The 16,821-nt window shown below is 72.0% G+C and carries 14 protein-coding genes, 1 tRNA gene and 1 pseudogene; 10 read left to right on the plus strand and 6 right to left on the minus strand.

Translation table 11 applies throughout. The features are described 5' to 3' along the window. Nucleotides 1–75 precede the first annotated feature (75 nt). Entirely contained in the window at nt 76–600 is a 525-nt protein-coding gene (locus tag H7A72_RS15330) for a ferritin (protein ID WP_084449677.1), read from the plus strand. 16 nt (nt 601–616) lie between these two features. Here the strand turns inward: H7A72_RS15330 and H7A72_RS15335 are convergent, their stop codons facing one another. Next, entirely contained in the window at nt 617–1,273 is a 657-nt protein-coding gene (locus H7A72_RS15335) for an HAD-IA family hydrolase (RefSeq protein WP_185221074.1), read from the minus strand. Between the two features lie 47 nt (nt 1,274–1,320). On the opposite strand from H7A72_RS15335, the gene H7A72_RS15340 reads away from it, so the two are divergent. The 6 genes and pseudogenes from H7A72_RS15340 to H7A72_RS16785 all read left to right on the plus strand — a co-directional run bounded on the left by H7A72_RS15340 (nt 1,321) and on the right by H7A72_RS16785 (nt 10,123). Beyond that, nucleotides 1,321–2,844, plus strand: coding sequence for an SDR family NAD(P)-dependent oxidoreductase (locus H7A72_RS15340; protein ID WP_185221075.1), 1,524 nt, complete (start codon nt 1,321–1,323; stop codon nt 2,842–2,844). Nucleotides 2,845–3,123: 279 nt separating this feature from the next. Next, complete coding sequence (fdh, locus tag H7A72_RS15350; protein WP_223277678.1) at nt 3,124–6,447, plus strand: formate dehydrogenase; 3,324 nt, start codon at nt 3,124–3,126, stop codon at nt 6,445–6,447. Further along, nucleotides 6,447–7,640, plus strand: a complete 1,194-nt coding sequence (locus tag H7A72_RS15355) for a 4Fe-4S dicluster domain-containing protein (RefSeq protein ID WP_185221077.1) — start codon at nt 6,447–6,449, stop codon at nt 7,638–7,640. Before fdh ends, H7A72_RS15355 begins: the two co-directional genes overlap by 1 nt. Continuing rightward, on the plus strand, nt 7,637–8,803 hold the full coding sequence (gene nrfD, locus H7A72_RS15360; RefSeq protein WP_185221078.1) for an NrfD/PsrC family molybdoenzyme membrane anchor subunit: 1,167 nt from the start codon (nt 7,637–7,639) through the stop codon (nt 8,801–8,803). The genes H7A72_RS15355 and nrfD overlap by 4 nt, the downstream gene beginning before the upstream one ends. 43 nt (nt 8,804–8,846) lie before the next feature. After that, nucleotides 8,847–9,698, plus strand: a pseudogene (locus H7A72_RS15365) (MFS transporter); the annotation flags it as partial. Nucleotides 9,699–9,769: 71 nt separating this feature from the next. Further along, nucleotides 9,770–10,123 (plus strand): MFS transporter, encoded by a 354-nt coding sequence (locus tag H7A72_RS16785; protein ID WP_255494250.1) that lies wholly within the window; start codon nt 9,770–9,772, stop codon nt 10,121–10,123. Between the two features lie 142 nt (nt 10,124–10,265). Here the strand turns inward: H7A72_RS16785 and H7A72_RS15370 are convergent, their stop codons facing one another. After that, the gene (locus H7A72_RS15370; protein ID WP_185221079.1) at nt 10,266–10,658 is read right to left on the minus strand and encodes a rhodanese-like domain-containing protein; all 393 of its coding nucleotides are present in this window, start codon (nt 10,656–10,658) and stop codon (nt 10,266–10,268) included. Continuing rightward, entirely contained in the window at nt 10,655–11,656 is a 1,002-nt protein-coding gene (selD, locus tag H7A72_RS15375; protein ID WP_084449669.1) for a selenide, water dikinase SelD, read from the minus strand. Before selD ends, H7A72_RS15370 begins: the two co-directional genes overlap by 4 nt. Nucleotides 11,657–11,715: 59 nt before the next feature. Here selD and H7A72_RS15380 point away from each other — a divergent pair. The 3 genes from H7A72_RS15380 to H7A72_RS15390 all read left to right on the plus strand — a co-directional run bounded on the left by H7A72_RS15380 (nt 11,716) and on the right by H7A72_RS15390 (nt 15,012). Then, a tRNA-Sec gene (locus H7A72_RS15380) sits at nt 11,716–11,811 on the plus strand. Between the two features lie 43 nt (nt 11,812–11,854). Next, a complete protein-coding gene (selA, locus tag H7A72_RS15385; RefSeq protein WP_185221080.1) occupies nt 11,855–13,207 on the plus strand; it encodes an L-seryl-tRNA(Sec) selenium transferase in 1,353 nt (450 codons plus the stop codon). Further along, entirely contained in the window at nt 13,204–15,012 is a 1,809-nt protein-coding gene (locus tag H7A72_RS15390) for a SelB C-terminal domain-containing protein (RefSeq protein WP_185221081.1), read from the plus strand. Before selA ends, H7A72_RS15390 begins: the two co-directional genes overlap by 4 nt. Here H7A72_RS15390 and H7A72_RS15395 read toward each other — a convergent pair. The 3 genes from H7A72_RS15395 to H7A72_RS15405 form a co-directional block, all read right to left on the minus strand. Further along, nucleotides 15,009–15,407: a type II toxin-antitoxin system VapC family toxin gene (locus H7A72_RS15395; RefSeq protein ID WP_185221082.1), complete on the minus strand. Its 399-nt coding sequence runs from the start codon at nt 15,405–15,407 to the stop codon at nt 15,009–15,011. The genes H7A72_RS15390 and H7A72_RS15395 overlap by 4 nt on opposite strands. After that, nucleotides 15,404–15,664: a type II toxin-antitoxin system Phd/YefM family antitoxin gene (locus tag H7A72_RS15400; protein WP_072625853.1), complete on the minus strand. Its 261-nt coding sequence runs from the start codon at nt 15,662–15,664 to the stop codon at nt 15,404–15,406. Before H7A72_RS15400 ends, H7A72_RS15395 begins: the two co-directional genes overlap by 4 nt. Before the next feature lie 465 nt (nt 15,665–16,129). Continuing rightward, nucleotides 16,130–16,819, minus strand: a complete 690-nt coding sequence (locus tag H7A72_RS15405; RefSeq protein WP_185221083.1) for a YitT family protein — start codon at nt 16,817–16,819, stop codon at nt 16,130–16,132. Nucleotides 16,820–16,821 lie beyond the last annotated feature (2 nt).

The following is a 16,821-nucleotide window of genomic DNA, read 5'->3' on the forward strand; positions in this document are numbered from 1 at the left end:
GCGGCACGCGGGCGACCACGAAGGGTCGGCTGTCCTTGCTGGCGACGGCCCCGACGGGCCGCCTATTTTTCGGGCATGACCGCCTCGCCCTTCGCCGCCCAGCTCACCACCCAGATCGGTGAGGAGTTCGCCGCCCACCAGCAGTACCTCGCCGTCGCGGCCCACTACGAGTCGCTGACCCTGCCCCAGCTCGCGGGCTTCTTCTACCGCCAGGCGGCCGAGGAGAGCGGCCACGCGAAGATGATGATCCAGTACCTGCTCGACACCGACCAGCCGGTGCACCTGCCGGCGATCGCCGCGCCGGTCAGCGCCTTCGAGGGGATCGTCCCGCCGGTCGAGCTGGCCGTCGAGCAGGAGAAGCGGGTCACCGAGCAGATCCACGCGCTGACACGCACTGCCCGCGAGGACAACGACTTCGCGGCCGAGCAGTTCATGCAGTGGTTCATCAAGGAGCAGGTCGAGGAGGTCGCCACGATGCAGGACCTGCTCGCCGTGGTCCGCCGCAGCGAGGACGACCTCAACGCCATCGAGGCCTACGTCGAGCGCGACCTCGCCGCGACCGGCCCCGACGCAGCCGCTCCCAAGCAGGCCGGCGCCTGATCTCCCTTCGCCCCGGTCAGGGCTGACGCGGGCGCACCCGCACCCGCCCGTCGACCACCTCGAAGACCACGTCGGCGAGCGACGACACGACGAGGTCGGCGTCGCCGAGCTCCTCGGCGGTGCTCGTCGTCGTCACCGCGAGCACCGCGCAGCCCGCGGCCCGCGCCGCGACGATCCCGCTCGGGGCGTCCTCGCAGACCAGGCAGTCCGCTGGGTCGACCCCGAGCCGCCGGGCTCCTTCGACGAAGGGGTCCGGCGCCGGCTTGCCCCGCTGGACGTCGTCGATGGTCACCACCTCGTCGACGGCGATGCCCGCCGCCGCGAGGCGCACGTGGGCCAGCCCGCGGGTCGCCGAGGTGACGACCGCGACCGGCGCACCGGCGAGGTCATCCACCGCGTCGAGGACGCCCGGCAGCGCCACGACGTCGCCGACGTCATCGGTCTCCAGCTGCTCGATCCGGGCGAAGGCCGCCGCCGCGTCGACGTCCGGCGCCACGGCCGCGATGATCGACGCGGCCGGCACCCCGTGGAACCCGACGAGCCGTCTCGGGTCGACGTCGTGCTCCTGCGCCCAGGTCACCCACGAGCGGGTGACCGAACCCGTCGAGTCGACGAGGGTGCCGTCGTTGTCGAAGAGGACGGCGGCGAAGGTGCGGTCGGCGAGGGAGTCCATGCGCACGACAGTAAAGACGTGCGGCAGGCGACGTATCCTCGGGGCTCGTGACTGATCTCCCCGACCCGCCCGGCACCGAAGGCGTCGACCCCGACGACCTGGCGACCACCCTTCGGGTCCTCGGGATGCTCCATGAGCTGCCGGCCGGCCACGAGGACATCGCGACGGTCAAGCGGGCCGCGGGCACGATGTACAACCGGGTCAAGAAGGCCCGCCGCCGCGAGGCCCGGCAGGCCGAGCGCGGGCCCAAGGTGGCACACGACCAGGCGATCCTCGACCAGACCGCGACCGGGTCGCCGATGCGCATCGACGACGAGACGAAGGGGATCCCCCTCTCCGCGTCGAGCGAGAGCCGGTTCGTCGGCGAGCTGCAGATCCCCCGCGGCTGCTACATCTGCCACGCGGACTACACGCTCGTCGACGCCTTCTACCACTGGCTGTGCCCGGACTGCGCGGCGATGAGCCACACGCGGCGCGACCAGGGCACCGACCTGCGCGGGCGCCGGGCGCTGCTCACCGGCGGCCGGGCCAAGATCGGCATGTACATCGCCCTGCGGCTGCTGCGCGACGGCGCCGACCTGACGATCACCACCCGCTTCCCCCGTGACGCCGCGCGGCGCTTCGCCGAGCTCGCCGACTCGCCCGAGTGGATCGACCGGCTGACGATCGTCGGCATCGACCTGCGCGACCCGACCCAGGTCGTCGCCCTCACCGACGAGGTGGCGGCCGCCGGGCCGCTCGACATCCTCGTCAACAACGCCTGCCAGACGGTGCGGCGCTCCCCGGGCGCCTACAGCCAGCTCGTCGACGGCGAGTCGCGGCCCCTCGAGATCGACGGGCCGACGCCGACGATGATCTCCTTCGACCGGGTGAGCGAGGCGCACCCCGCGGCGCTGGTCAGCTCGCTCGGCGAGCACCCGGTGCCGCACGCGGACGCCGCGGCCGTGCGGTCGGCCGCCGACCTCACCCGCCTCGCCCTCACCGCCGGCAGCGCCAGCCTCGAGGCACACCTTGCCGGCACGGCCGTCGACGCCGGAGGACTGCTGCCCGACGTCGTGACGACCAACTCGTGGAAGCAGACCGTCGACGAGGTCGACCCGCTCGAGCTGCTCGAGGTGCAGATGTGCAACTCGGTCGCGCCCTTCCTCCTCGTATCGCGGCTGCGGCCGGTCATGCGAGCCGCGGTCGAGCGACACCGCGAGGTCGTCGGGGACCGTGCCCGCGCCTACGTCGTCAACGTCTCGGCGATGGAGGGCCAGTTCTCGCGCCGCTACAAGGGCGCCGGCCACCCGCACACCAACATGGCCAAGGCCGCGCTCAACATGCTCACCCGCACCTCGTCGGGCGAGATGTTCGACACCGACCGGATCCTCATGACGGCCGTCGACACCGGCTGGATCACCGACGAGCGCCCGCACCACGAAAAGCTCGACATCGCCGCCCAAGGCTGGCACGCCCCGCTCGACCTCGTCGACGGCGCCGCCCGCGTCTACGACCCGATCGTGCGCGGCGAGCGCGGCGAGGACCTCTACGGCGTCTTCCTGAAGAACTTCGAGCCCTACGCCTGGTAAGCGGGTCTCGAGGCTCGTCGCAGAACTCCTCACACCTCGACCAACGTGTGGCGAGCCAGGGGCCTCGAGGCTCGTCGCAGAACTCCTCACACCTCGACCAACGTGTGGCGAGCCAGGGGTCTCGAGGCTCGTCGCAGAACTCCTCACACCTCGACCAACGTGTGGGGAGCCCCGGGTCTCGAGGCGCCCACGCGGAACGTGGGACCCAGACCACCGGGGACAGGCCGAGGGGGGCTACGGTGATCCAGAGCACGTCTTCTCGCGAAGGGAGTGGCAGCGATGGCACCGAAGGACTCGACCTTCCTCGGCTGGCCGGTGCTGCGGCAGCTGGCCTCTGGAGACTTCCTGGGGCGCGGCAACGCCGTCACCTCGCGCCGCACCCGTGAGACCGAGCCGCGCACCTCGAGCGCCGACCGGGTCGTGCAGAGTGTCTGCCCGTACTGCGCCGTCGGCTGCGGCCAGCGGGTCTTCGTCAAGGACGAGCAGGTCGTCCAGATCGAGGGCGACCCGGACTCACCGGTGAGCCGAGGACGTCTGTGCCCCAAGGGCGCTGCGAGCGAGCAGCTGGTCAACTCGCCGACCCGGCAGACGCACGTGCTCTACCGCGCGCCGGGGGCCACGGACTTCGAGCGGATCGAGCTCGACCGGGCCATCGACATGGTCGCCGACCGCTTCCTCGCCTCGCGCCGCGCGAAGTGGCAGGACCACGACGAGCACGGCCGCCCCCTTCGTCGCACGATGGGCATCGCCTCGCTCGGGGGAGCCACCCTCGACAACGAGGAGAACTATCTGATCAAGAAGCTCTTCACGGCGGCCGGCGCGATCCAGATCGAGAACCAGGCGCGTATTTGACACTCCGCCACGGTTCCCAGTCTGGGAGCCTCCTTCGGGCGCGGCGGCGCCACCCAGTCCCTGCAGGACATGGCCAACGCGGACTGCATCATCATCCAGGGCTCCAACATGGCCGAGTGCCACCCCGTGGGCTTCCAGTGGGTCTCCGAGGCCAAGGCGCGGGGTGCGCGGATCATCCACATCGACCCGCGCTTCACCCGCACCTCCGCGATCGCTGACACGCACGTCGCGATCCGGGCGGGCAGCGACGTCGTGCTGCTCGGGGCGCTCATCAAGCACGTCATCGACAACGACCTCTTCTTCCGTGACTACGTCGTCGCGTACACCAACGCGGCGACGCTGGTCAGCGAGGACTTCGTCGACACCGAGGACCTGGACGGCGTCTTCTCCGGCTACGACGAGCAGTCCGGCACCTACGACATGAGCTCGTGGGCCTATGCCGAGCGCGAGGACGGCGAAGGGGGTGCCTCGGGTGACGACGAGGTCGGCGGCCCGAGCGGTGGTCACGAGCACGGAGCGCACAAGAGCGCCCGCGCCGGGGGCGACCAGCACGGCGCTGCCGGTCCGGCCCTCGAGCATGCCCGGGTGATTCGTGACGAATCGCTGCAGCACCCGCGCTCGGTCTTCCAGGTGCTCAAGCGGCACTACGCGCGCTACACGCCCGAGATGGTCGAGGAGGTGTGCGGCATCCCGCAGTGGCAGTTCCGCGAGATCGCCGACGCTCTGACGAGCAACTCCGGGCGCGAGCGCACGACCTGCTTCGCGTATGCCTTGGGCTGGACCCAGCACAGCCTCGGCGCACAGTTCATCCGCACCGCGGCGATCCTCCAGCTGCTCATGGGCAATGTCGGCCGGCCCGGCAGCGGCATCATGGCGCTGCGCGGGCACGCGAGCATCCAGGGGTCGACGGACATCCCGACCCTCTTCAACCTCCTGCCCGGCTACCTGCCGATGCCGGTGGCCGGCCAGCACGACACCCTCGAGCAGTACCTCGCGACGATCTCCTCTCCGCTGCAGAAGGGCTTCTGGACCGAGGCGCCGGCCTACACCGCGAGCCTGATGAAGGCGTGGTTCGGCGAGGCGGCGACCCAGGACAACGACTTCTGCTTCGACTACCTGCCGCGTCTGACGGGTGCCCACGGCACCTACCAGACGGTGATGTCGATGCTCGAGGACGAGGTCGAGGGCTACTTCGTCCTTGGGCAGAATCCCGCGGTCGGCTCCGCCCACGGCAAGATGCAGCGGCTGGCGATGACGCACCTCAAGTGGGTCGTCGTCCGCGACTTCCAGCTCATCGAGTCGGCGACCTTCTGGAAGGACTCCCCCGAGATCGCCAGCGGCGAGCTCAAGACCGAGGACATCGACACCGAGGTCTTCTTCTTCCCCGCGGCCAACCACGTCGAGAAGTCGGGCACCTTCACCCAGACCCAGCGGATGCTCCAGTGGCGCCACCAGGCCGTGCAGCCCCCGAACGACGCCCAGAGCGAGCTCGAGTTCTTCCACGAGCTCGGCGTGCGCATCCGCGAGCGCCTCGCCGACTCGACCGACGAGCGTGACCGCCCGCTGCTCGACCTCACCTGGGACTACCCCAAGGACGAGCACGGCGAGACCGACGCCGAGGCGGTCCTGCGCGAGATCAACGGCTACCACGTCTCCGGCGAGCGGGCCGGGCAGCTGCTCGACAAGTTCGCCGACATGAAGGCCGACGGCTCGACCTCGGGCGGCTGCTGGATCTACACCGGCGTCTACGCCGGCGGGGTCAACAGGTCGGCCAACCGCGTGCCCGGCAAGGAGCAGGACGAGACCGCCGCCGAGTGGGGCTGGGCCTGGCCGATGAACCGGCGCATCCTCTACAACCGCGCCTCCGCCGACCCGCAGGGCCGGCCGTGGAGCGAGCGCAAGAAGTACGTCTGGTGGGACGAGGAGGCGAAGAAGTGGACGGGCAAGGACGTCCCCGACTTCCCCGTGGACCGCGACCCCTCCTTCCGACCCGACCCTGACGTCGGCGGGCCGGCAGCCATCGCCGGCGACGACCCCTTCATCATGCAGGCCGACGGCAAGGGCTGGCTCTTCGCGCCCAAGGGCATGGTGGACGGTCCGCTCCCTTCGCACTACGAGGCGCAAGAGTCGCCCGTCGCCAACCCGGTCTACGGCCAGCAGCGCAACCCGGCCCGGCTGGTCTACCCGCGCAAGGACAACCTGTGGAGCCCGTCCGGCGACGAGCCGGGGTCGGACGTCTACCCCTTCGTCTTCACGACCTACCGGCTCACCGAGCACCACACCGCTGGTGGCATGAGCCGGTGGCTGCCCTACCTGTCGGAGCTGCAGCCCGAGATGTTCTGCGAGGTCTCGCCCGAGCTCGCCGAGCAGCAGGGCCTCGTCAACGGAGAGTGGGCGACACTCATCTCGGCCCGCAGCGCCATCGAGGCACGCGTGCTCGTCACCGAGCGGATGACGCCGCTGACGATCAAGGGCCGCACGATCCACCAGATCGGGCTCCCCTACCACTGGGGCGTCGGCCGCGACGCCGTCGTCGAGGGCGACGGGGCCAACGACCTGCTCGGCGTGGCGCTCGACCCCAACGTCCAGATCCAGGAGTCCAAAGTCGGCTCCTGCGACATCCGCCCCGGTCGCCGGCCGCGGGGCGAGGAGCTGCTGCGCCTCGTCGCGGAGTACCAGTCCCGCTCGGGCACCACCGTCGAGACGGGCAACACCCACCGCGACGAACCCCACGACGAAGGGAGACCGTGATGGGCTACCTCGCCCGCCAGCTCTCCGGGGCCACCGACCCCGCCCGCGACGCCGGGTGGCAGGAGGCGCCCGAGCGCAAGGGATTCTTCACCGACACCTCGATCTGCATCGGCTGCAAGGCCTGCGAGGTCGCGTGCAAGGAGTGGAACGGCATCCCCCTCGACGGCCTGGCCATCACCGGCAACAGCTACGACAACACCGGTGACCTCGGCGCGAGCACGTGGCGGCACGTCGCCTTCGTCGAGCAGAGCCGCGAGCGCATCGAGGCCGCCCGCGAGTCCGGGCAGCGGCTCGTCGACCTGGGCATGCCGGCCGTCGGTGAGCCGACCTCCCCGGTGGTTGAGGAGCGAGCGCCAGCGAGCCTCGAAACCACGGCCCCTCCCCCCGCCGGCTACGGCACCCTCCCCGCGCCGATCGAGGGGCACGGCCCGGCGCTGACCGACATGCTCGCGACCCTTCGAGAGGGCGCTGGCGCGCCTCCTCAGGGACCGGGAGGGGTCGAGGGTGGTGGCGGCCCGGGGTCTCGAGGCTCGGGCCCGGGAGGCCCTCGCACCTCGACCAACGGGGGAATGGTCGGGGCGATGCCGGACTTCCGCTGGCTGATGTCCTCCGACGTGTGCAAGCACTGCACCCACGCCGGCTGCCTCGATGTGTGCCCGACGGGTGCGCTCTTCCGCAGCGAGCACGGCACGGTCGTCGTCCAGGCCGACATCTGCAACGGCTGCGGCTACTGCGTCGGGGCCTGCCCCTTCGGCGTCATCGAGCGACGCACCGACGCGAGCGTGTCGGTCCGCGCCGACGACCACGTGCCCAACGTCGGTGTCGCGCAGAAGTGCACGCTCTGCTACGACCGTCTCTCCCACGACCAGACACCCGCGTGCGCGCAGACCTGCCCGACGACGTCGATCAAGTTCGGCACCCACGACGACATGGTCGCGACGGCGAAGGAGCGCGTGGCCCAGCTGCACGAGCAGGGCTTCACCGAGGCGCGCCTCTACGGGGCCAACGAGCACGACGGGGTCGGCGGCACCGGCTCGGTCTTCCTCCTGCTCGACGAGCCCGAGGTCTACGGCCTGCCGCCGGACCCCGAGGCCCCGACCAAGCGGCTGCCCGAGATGTTCCGCGCGGCGGGTGTCGCGGGGCTCGGCCTGCTCGGGGCGGTGGCGATCTCCTTCGTCGGGAGCCGGACGTGACGACCTCTCCCTTCGACAGCTACCGACCCCCCGAGGAGGGTGGCCGCAGACGCCGCCGTGACCGCGCGTCCCTTCGAGGCGCCCACGCGGAACGTGGGACCCACTCCGTCGCACCTCAGGGACCGAGGAGGGCCGGCACCGCCCGCAGCTGGCTCACCCGCGAGGGCGGCGGCCGACGCGAGGCGCCCGCGGTGCCGGACGCGGAGTTCAGCAGCTACTACGGCCAGGCGATCGTCAAGCCGGTGCCGTGGGACCACAAGATATCGGCCTATCTCTTCGTCGGCGGCATCGCCGGAGTCTCGGGCATCGTCCAGGCGGGCGCGGCGGCCACGGGCAACTCCGTGCTGCAACGCAACTCGCGCCTGACGGCGATGGCCGCCGTAGGCCTCAGCGGCATCGCACTCGTCGCCGACCTCGGCCGGCCCGAGCGATTCCTCAACATGATGCGCACGGTCAAACTCACCTCGCCGATGTCGGTCGGCACGTGGATCCTGTCTGCCTACGCGGGCTTCGCGGGGATCACCACGGGGGCCGAGGTGCTGCGCCTGCTGCCCGCCCGAGGTCCGGTCACCGCACTCATCCGCGTCACCGACGCCGTCGGCACGCCCTCGACCATCGGCCAGGCGGCCTTCGGCGCGCCGCTCGCGGCCTACACGGCGGTGCTGCTCGCCGACACCGCGCACCCGGTGTGGCATGAGAGCCGGCGGGATCTCCCCTTCGTCTTCGTCGGCTCGGCCGCGCTGGCCGCCGGCGGCGTGCAGATGGTGCTCACGCCCACGGCCCTCGCCGGACCGGTACGACGACTGGCGCTGCTCGGTGTCGGCGCCGAGCTGCTCGCGATGCACCGCCTCGAGGAGCACCTCACCGGCCTGGGCATCGACGAGCCGGTGCGCACGGGCACTGCAGGCGGCCGCCTGCGCCTGGCCCGCGCCCTCGCCATCGGTGGCGGTCTCGGCACCCTGCTCGCCGGACGCAGCCGGATCGTCGCGGTCGCCTCGGGCGCCGCCCTCGCCGCCGCCTCGGCACTGACCCGCATGGGCATCGTCGAGGCGGGCATCGAGTCCGCCAAGGACCCGCGCTACACCGTCCGGGTGCAGCGCGACCGCCTCGAGCGTCGGCGCGGGGACGGCGTCGTCGACGACAGCATCGTCACCGTCAGGTAGCACCCCGTCACCATCCGATGGCACCCGACCAGTGGGAGGTTCCATGAGCACGGCACCCGAGCAGGCCCCGACGTCCGCCGGCGGCAACCGCTGGCTCATCCTCGCGGGCGGTGTCCTCGTCCAGCTGGCGATCGGCGCCGTCTACGCGTGGAGCACCTTCAGCAAGGCGATCCAGGCCGACCCGTCGGCGCTCGAGCTGACCAAGGTGCAGGCGACGATCCCCTTCGAGGTCGCCATCGGCATGATCTTCGTCGGGACCTTCCTCGGTGGACGGATCCAGGACAAGCAGGGGCCACGCCTCGTCGCGCTCGTCGGCGTGACGATCTACTCGATCGGCATCATCCTCGCGAGCTTCGCCCGTGATGCCTCCGACCTGTGGCTGCTCATCCTCGGCTACGGCGTGCTCGGCGGCTTCGGCCTCGGTCTGGCCTACATCGTGCCGATCGCCATGCTGCAGAAGTGGTTCCCTGACAAGCGCGGTCTGATCACCGGCATCGCGGTGGGCGGCTTCGGCTTCGGTGCGGTCATCACCTCGCCGCTCGCGCAGCGGATGATCGACTCGAGCGAGGACTTCCAGCAGTACCCGACGAAGGTCTTCCTCTACCTCGGCATCGCCTACCTCGTCATGGGCCTCATCGGCGCCTCGGTCTTCAAGAACCCCCCGGCCAGCTACACCGTCGGCGGTGCCCCGGCTGCTGCGAAGGGGGATACCCCCGCCAAGAACGTCGCCGGCAAAGACTTCACCCAGCAGGAGGCCATGCGCACGCCCCAGTGGTACCTGCTGACGCTCATCCTGACGATCTCGGTGACCGCGGGCATCTCGCTCATCTCGGTGGCCGCGGGCACCGCGACCGACGTCGCCGGCATGAGTGCCGCGGCGGCCGCGACCCTCGTCGGCGTGTCATGGGCCTCTTCAACGGCGGCGGCCGCATCCTGTGGGCGGCGGTCTCGGACAAGATCGGGCGCATGCCGGCCTTCCTCGGCATCCTCGGCCTGCAGGGACTGGCCCTGCTCGCGATCCCGCACGCGGGCTCGGCAGTCGTCTTCTACGTCCTGTGCGCCATCGTCTACACCTGCTACGGCGGCGCCTTCGGCACCCTGCCCTCGACGGCCGGCGACTTCTTCGGCGTGAAGAACTCCGGCGCGATCTACGGCCTGATGCTCATCGGCTGGTCCATCGGTGGCATCGTCGGCCCGCTGCTCATCTCTTGGCTCATCGGCGAGGACCAGCAGTACACGATGGCCTTCACCGTCGTCGGCGTCATCGCCCTCGTCGGCGCGGTCATCCCCTTCATCACCAAGAAGCCGCAGCACGCCTGAGGCAACCGCCCCCCTTCGCATTTCCTTGAGGTCGTCGCACCCCGGGTCGTATTTCCTGAAGGAAATGCGAAAGGGGGCGCATTGCCGTTGGGCAATGCGGGCGTGAGGGCGCATTGCCGTTGGGCAATGCGGGAGGGGGGGGCTACTCGCGGACGTCGGCGGGCCCGGTGTGCAGGGGCAGGCCGGCGGCGGCCCAGGCCTCGACCCCACCGATGACGTCGGTCGCGTCCACCCCGAGCGAGCGAAGGGAGACCGCCGCCAGCGACGAGCTGTAGCCCTGTCGGCACAGCACGACGACCCGGGTCCCGGGCAGCGCCTCGGGGATGCGGTGCGGGCAGGTCGGGTCGAGGCGCCACTCGAGCACGGTCCGGTCGACGACGAGCGCCCCGGGCAGCTCGCCCTGCCGGGCCCGCTGCGCGGCGGTGCGGGTGTCGATGAGAAGGGCTCCCCCCTTCGCCGCGTCGTGGGCCTGCTGCGGGGTGAACCGAGTCAGGCTGGCCCGAGCCGCCTCGAGGACCCGGTCGACCTCGCTCACGAGACCTGCACGAGCACGCCGTCACCGAGGGAGCCGGCCGCGACGGTCTCGCCGACGACGGGCGCGCCGGGGACCTCGCCGACCACGAGCAGACCGCCGGAGGTCTGCGCGTCGGCGAGCAGGATCAGCTCCTCCTCGGCGATGCCGTCGGCCGCGAGGTGCGGACGCACCCAGTCAAGGTTGCGACGAGAGCCGCCAGGGACGTGACCGGCGGCGAGGGCCTCGCGGGCGCCAGCGACATAGGGCACGGCCGCCGCGTCGACGCGGGCGGCGACGCCCGAGGCGCGAGTCATCTTGTAGAGGTGGCCGAGCAGGCCGAAGCCGGTGACATCGGTCGCCGCGCGGATGCCCGCCGCGACGGCCGCCCGGGAGGAGTCGCGGTTGAGGGTGACCATCGAGGCGATCGCCTCTTCGCTCCGCTCGCCGGTCGCCTTGTGCCGGTTGTTGAGCACCCCGACGCCGAGGGGCTTGGTCAGGCTAATCGGCAGTCCAGCTTCCGCCGCGTCGTTGCGCATGATCCGGTCGGGGTCGGCGGTGCCGGTGACCGCCATGCCGTAGATCGGCTCGGGGGCGTCGATGCTGTGCCCGCCGAGCACGGGGAAGCCGGCCTCGGTCGCGAGGTCGAGCCCACCGCGCAGGACCTCGCGCAGCAGGTCTGTCGGCAGCAGCTCGCGCGGCCACGCGACGAGGTTGATTGCCATGACCGGGTCGCCACCCATGGCATAGACGTCCGAGACCGCATTCGCCGCGGCGATCCGCCCCCAGTCGTAGGGGTCGTCGACGACGGGGGTGAAGAAGTCGGTCGTGGAGAGGACAGCCTGGCCTCCCGTGAGTCGCACGGCGGCCGCGTCGTCACCGTCGTCGAGCCCGACGAGGACGTCCGACCCCGGCGGTGCGGTGGCGTGCAGACCGGCGACGATCTGCTCGAGCTCGCCGGCCGGGATCTTGCAGGCGCAGCCTCCGCCGCGCGCGTACTGGGTCAGACGGATCGGCTCCATGACGACACCGTAGGGCCCACGGCCGGTGTCGGGCCCGGCGAGGTCCTAGGGTGGCCCGTGGAGGCGTCTGGGTTCCTGGTGGTCCCCCCGGTCTTCAACACCGGTGAGGCCGAGCATCTCGGTCTGGCGGGTTCGATTCCCGTCCGCCTCCGCCAGATCTTCACGACCACCACCACGCCCGACGAAGGGAGCAGCGCCGTGAGCGAGGACCCCCGCCGGTCGATCCCGCGCACCGACACGCTGCTGGCGGATCCCCCCTTCGTCGCGGCGACGGAGCGTCTCGGTCGGCCGGTGGTGCGCTCGGCGATCGTCGCGGCCCAGCAGCGGGCGAGGGCCGGCGAGATCCCGCCGGAGGACGTGGCCGGCGCGGCGCTGGCATCGCTCCCGGCCCGGGCCTCCTCACTGACGCCGGTGCTCAACGCGACGGGCGTCGTGGTGCACACCAATGTCGGGCGAGCGCCCCTCTCCCCCAGCGCGATCGAGGCCGTCGTCGATGCGGCCGGCTATGTCGACGTCGAGATGGACCTGACGACCGGGGCGCGCAGCCGACGGGGTGCCGGCGCGCTGGCCGCACTGCTCGAGGCCGTGCCCGACGCGGCTGGTGCGCTGGCGGTCAACAACGGCGCAGCCGCCCTCGTGCTCGCGACGACCGCCTTGGCCGCCGGCCGCGAGGTCGTCGTCTCGCGCGGCGAGATGGTCGAGATCGGCGACGGATTCCGCCTGCCCGACCTCATCGCCTCGACCGGAGCCCGCCTGCGCGAGGTCGGCACGACCAACCGCACGCACCTGCGCGACTACGCCGACGCCATCGGCCCCGAGACCGGGTGCGTGCTCAAGGTGCACCCGAGCAACTTCCGGGTCGACGGCTTCACCACGGCCGTCGGGCTGGAGGAGCTGCGCGGGCTGACCCGGCCCGACGGCTCGCGCGTGCCGGTCGTCGCCGACATCGGCTCCGGGCTGCTGACGCCCGACCCGTTGCTGCCCGACGAGCCCGACGCGACGACCTGGCTGCGCGCCGGCGCGACGATCGTGACCGCCAGCGGCGACAAGCTGCTCGGCGGACCCCAGGCCGGCCTCGTCCTCGGTGATGCCGAGGTCGTCGAGCGGCTGCGGCGCCACCCGCTCGCCCGGGCGCTGCGGGTCGACAAGCTCACCCTCGCCGCGCTCGAGGCGACCGTGCGCGGCCCGGTCCCGCCGGTCGCCATGTCGCTCCACGCCACCGCTGACGAGCTGCGGCCACGGGTCGACGTCCTCGCGACCGCACTGGGCCGGGAGGTGGTCGCCGTCGACGGTCGCGTCGGTGGCGGCGGCGCCCCCGGGGTTCCGCTGCCCGGCTGGGCGGTCGAGGTGCCCGTCGAGGCGGTCGAGCGGCTGCGTCGACCCACCGCTGGCGTGCCCGTCGTGCTGGCTCGTGTCGAGGGCGGCTGCGGCTTGCTCGACCTGCGCTGCATCCCGGCCGACCGTGACTCCGACGTGGAGCGGGCGCTGCGAGCAGCCTTGGACGACAACGCCGCCCACCGCGGGACCGGGGCGGAGCCCCCTTCGTCATGAGGCGGGTGCTGGCGACCGCAGGCCACGTCGACCACGGCAAGTCCACGCTCGTCCGGGCGCTGACGGGGCGCGACCCGGACCGCCTGTCGGAGGAGCGGGACCGGGGGCTGACCATCGAGCTCGGCTACGCGTGGACGCGCCTGCCGGGTGGGGTCGAGATCGCCTTCGTCGACGTGCCGGGGCACCAGAGGTTCGTCGGGACGATGCTGTCGGGGCTGGGACCGGCGCCGGCTGTGGTCTTCGTCGTCGCGGCGGATCAGGGCTGGCAGGCGCAGAGCAGCGAACACCTCGCGGCCGTGCAGGCGCTGGGCATCACCGACGGGCTGCTCGTCATCACCCGCTGTGACCTCGCCGACGACGACCGCATCGCGACCGTGCAGGCCGACGCCGGACGGCGGCTTGCTGCGGCTGGGCTCGACGTGCCGGCGGTCGAGGTCTCCGCGACGAAGGGCGCCGGTCTCGACGACCTGCGCACCGCCCTCGCCGACCTCGCCGCCCGGCTGCCCGAGCCGGATCCCGCTGGGGCAGTGCGACTCTGGTGCGACCGCGCCTTTTCGGTGTCGGGTGCGGGCACCGTCGTCACGGGCACGCTCGGCGCCGGCACGGTCCGCACCGGCGACCGACTGCTGCTGCTCGACCGCGGCACCACCCGCGAGGTGACGGTCCGCGGCCTGCACAGCCAGGACGCAGCGCGTGAGTCCGTCGGCCCGGTCTCGCGGACCGCGGTCAACCTGCGCCGCGTCGACGACGTGAGCCGCTCGGCCGTGCTGCTCACCCCCCACGCCTGGGAGGTCGCCCCGACCGTCGACGTGCGGCTCACCGAGGTGGGTGGCTCGCACGCGACCGGTTCGCACGACCTCAAGGAAATGCGGACTCCCGAGCAGGCGACGCTGCACGTGGGGTCGGTCGACGCGCCGGTGCACGTGCGACCGCTCGGTGACGACTTCGCCCGGCTGTCGGCGGGCGTCGACCTGCCGTGGCGGGTCGGCGACCGGGCGATCCTGCGCGACCCGGGCAGTCGTCGACTGTGGGCCGTGCGGATCCTTGACGTCGACCCCCTGCCGCTCACCCGCCGCGGCGGAGCCTCTCGTCGGGCCGAGGCCCTGTCAGCCGGCGACCTCGCGGCGACGCGCCTGCGGTCGCGGTCGGCGGAGCGCCTCGACACCTTCGAGCGACTGGGGCTTCTGGTGCCGAGCACCGCTGTGCGGCAGGGCGACTGGTGCATCGACCCCGCAGCCATGGAGGCGTGGCGAGGCCGGTTGGTCGAAGCCGTCCGCGCCCACCATTCCGCCGATCGCCTGAGCGCCGGGATGCCCGTGGCCGAGGCCGCACGGGCCCTCGCCCTGCCGGACCACCTGCCCGCGGACCTGGGCCCCGACCTCGTCCGCGGCCTCGTCGCAGGCTCCGACCTGACGATCGCCGACGGGCGGGTCCTGGACCCGAGGGCCTCCGGCCTCGGTCCCGCCGAGGCGGGGGTCGCGGCTCTCGAGGAGAGGCTGCGGGAGGCTCCCTTCATCGCGCCGGAGAGGGGCGACCTCGACGATCTCGGGCTGGGCCCCGCGGAGCTCGCCGCTGCCGCGCGCCTCGGGCGGCTGCTGCGACTGCCCGACGACGTCGTCCTGCTGCCGAGCGGACCGGCACGGGCGATGCGACTGCTCTCGGGGCTGGAGCAGCCCTTCACCCTGAGCGCTGCGCGTCAGGCGCTGGGCACGACTCGCCGGGTCGCCGTGCCGCTGCTCGAGCACCTCGACTCACGTGGCTGGACCCGCCGGGTCGACGGGAGCCTGCGCGAGGTCGTGCGCTAGGCGGTGGCCCCCGGGCGGAGCAGGCGAAGACCGGCCGACTCCCCCGCGGCGCACAGCTCTCGGTCGTACGCGGCCAGCACTTCCGACTGCATCCGCAGGGCCGTGGCAAGGTGGATCGCGTCGGCGCTGCGCAGCCCCCATCCGCTCGTCGCTGCTCGGTCGAGGTCCTCACGGGTGACGTCGGCCAGGGTGATCATCTCCAGCACAGCGTTGACCGCGGTCACGTCCCACACCGATCGGCGTTGGGCTGCGCAGTGCAGCTCGGTGAAGAGCAGCCTGGAGGAGAGCAGGACGTCGGCGGGATCCAGTGCGGTGAGCGCGGCCGCCAGGGGTTCCGACTCCGCCTCGGCCGCCAGCAGCGTGAAGGCCGCGGACGTGTCGAGGTAGACGATCATCGATCGCCTCGGAGGTCCTCGAGCACCTCGGCCGTGTCCACGCCTTCGACTCGGTGGATGCTCGAGAAGTCCCGTGCCGCACGCGCCGGCTGCACCTGCCCCGACGCGACCGCCTCCTCGAAGGCAGAACCCCCCAGGGGCACCATTCGCGCAACCGGCTCGCCTCGGTTGGTCACGGTCAGGCTCTCACCCGCCGCCACCCGACGCAGCACCTCGGCGCTGTCGTTGCGGAGCTCCCGATGCGAGATGGTTGCCATGTAGCAAGCGTAGCAACCGGCGTCAGGCGGCAGCAGTGGCGACCTCGAGGGTCGTGCGTACCGGCACACCCTGCGTCAGGTTGTGCCGGACGGGGTAGTGCTCGGCGACGGCCTGGTCGAGGCGGCGATAGTCGGCCTCGCTCGCGGGGCCGGCGACTGTCGGCCCAGACCTGATAGCTGATGACGGTGCACGAGGCGAGGGCCGCGAGCAGGTGCTCGCTGGGGTTGGCGCCCTTGTCTGCGCCGCCGAGGCTCTGCGGCTCGTCGATGGTGAACTCGTGCTGGCGGGCGGTGATCGCGACCTCGGTGCCGGTGACGAGGCGGACCCGCACGCTCGAGGTGAGGACGGTCGAAGCGGCTGCGGGGGCGGACATGGGTGCTCCTGCGCGGGTCACGGGGCGACGACGCCCATCGCTTGGCCCGGTCGGTCGACCGCGCCCACATGGGCTAATTCACAATGTCCAGTTATGTATCGGTGGGTGGGGTCGGGCGCCCGAGATCGACGGTGAAGAGCGGCAGGAAGAGCTGGGCCAACGGCCCGATGGCCACGGCGTAGAGCACCGTGCCGACGCCGACGGTGCCACCCAGCAGCCAGCCGACGGCGACCACAGCGACCTCGATCCCGGTGCGCACGAGCCGGATCGAGCCACCGGTGATGCGGGCCAGCCCGGTCATCAGACCGTCGCGCGGGCCCGGGCCGAACTGTGAGCCGATGTACATGCCGGTCGCGACACCGTTGAGGACCACGCCGCCGAGGAGCAGGACGATGCGCCAGATCATCCCGGCCGGCTCGTCGAGGACCGACAGCACGAGGTCGGCGGACGGGCCGATGAGCAGGGCATTGCCGATCGTGCCCAGACCGGGCTTCTGCCGCAGGGGGATCCAGCCGAGGAGCACGAGCAGCGAGACGCCGATGACGATCGTGCCGAAGCTCAGTGGGATGTGGTGCGAGACGCCGACGTGCAGCACGTCCCACGGGATCTGCCCGAGGGTCGCGCGCAGGACCATCGCCATGGATGCGCCGTAGAGGAAGAGCCCGGCGAGCAGGAGCGGCAGGCGGACTCCGAGGCGGCCGGCGCGCAGTTGCTCGATCGGGCCGATGTCAGCGAGGGCCCGGCCGCGCGGGGCGCGGGTCGGGACGGGGTCGTGGGTCACGA

Origin of the sequence: Janibacter sp. YB324 (genome assembly GCF_014217915.1) — a bacterium.
In the GTDB taxonomy this organism is placed as follows: Bacteria; Actinomycetota; Actinomycetes; order Actinomycetales; family Dermatophilaceae; genus Janibacter; species Janibacter indicus.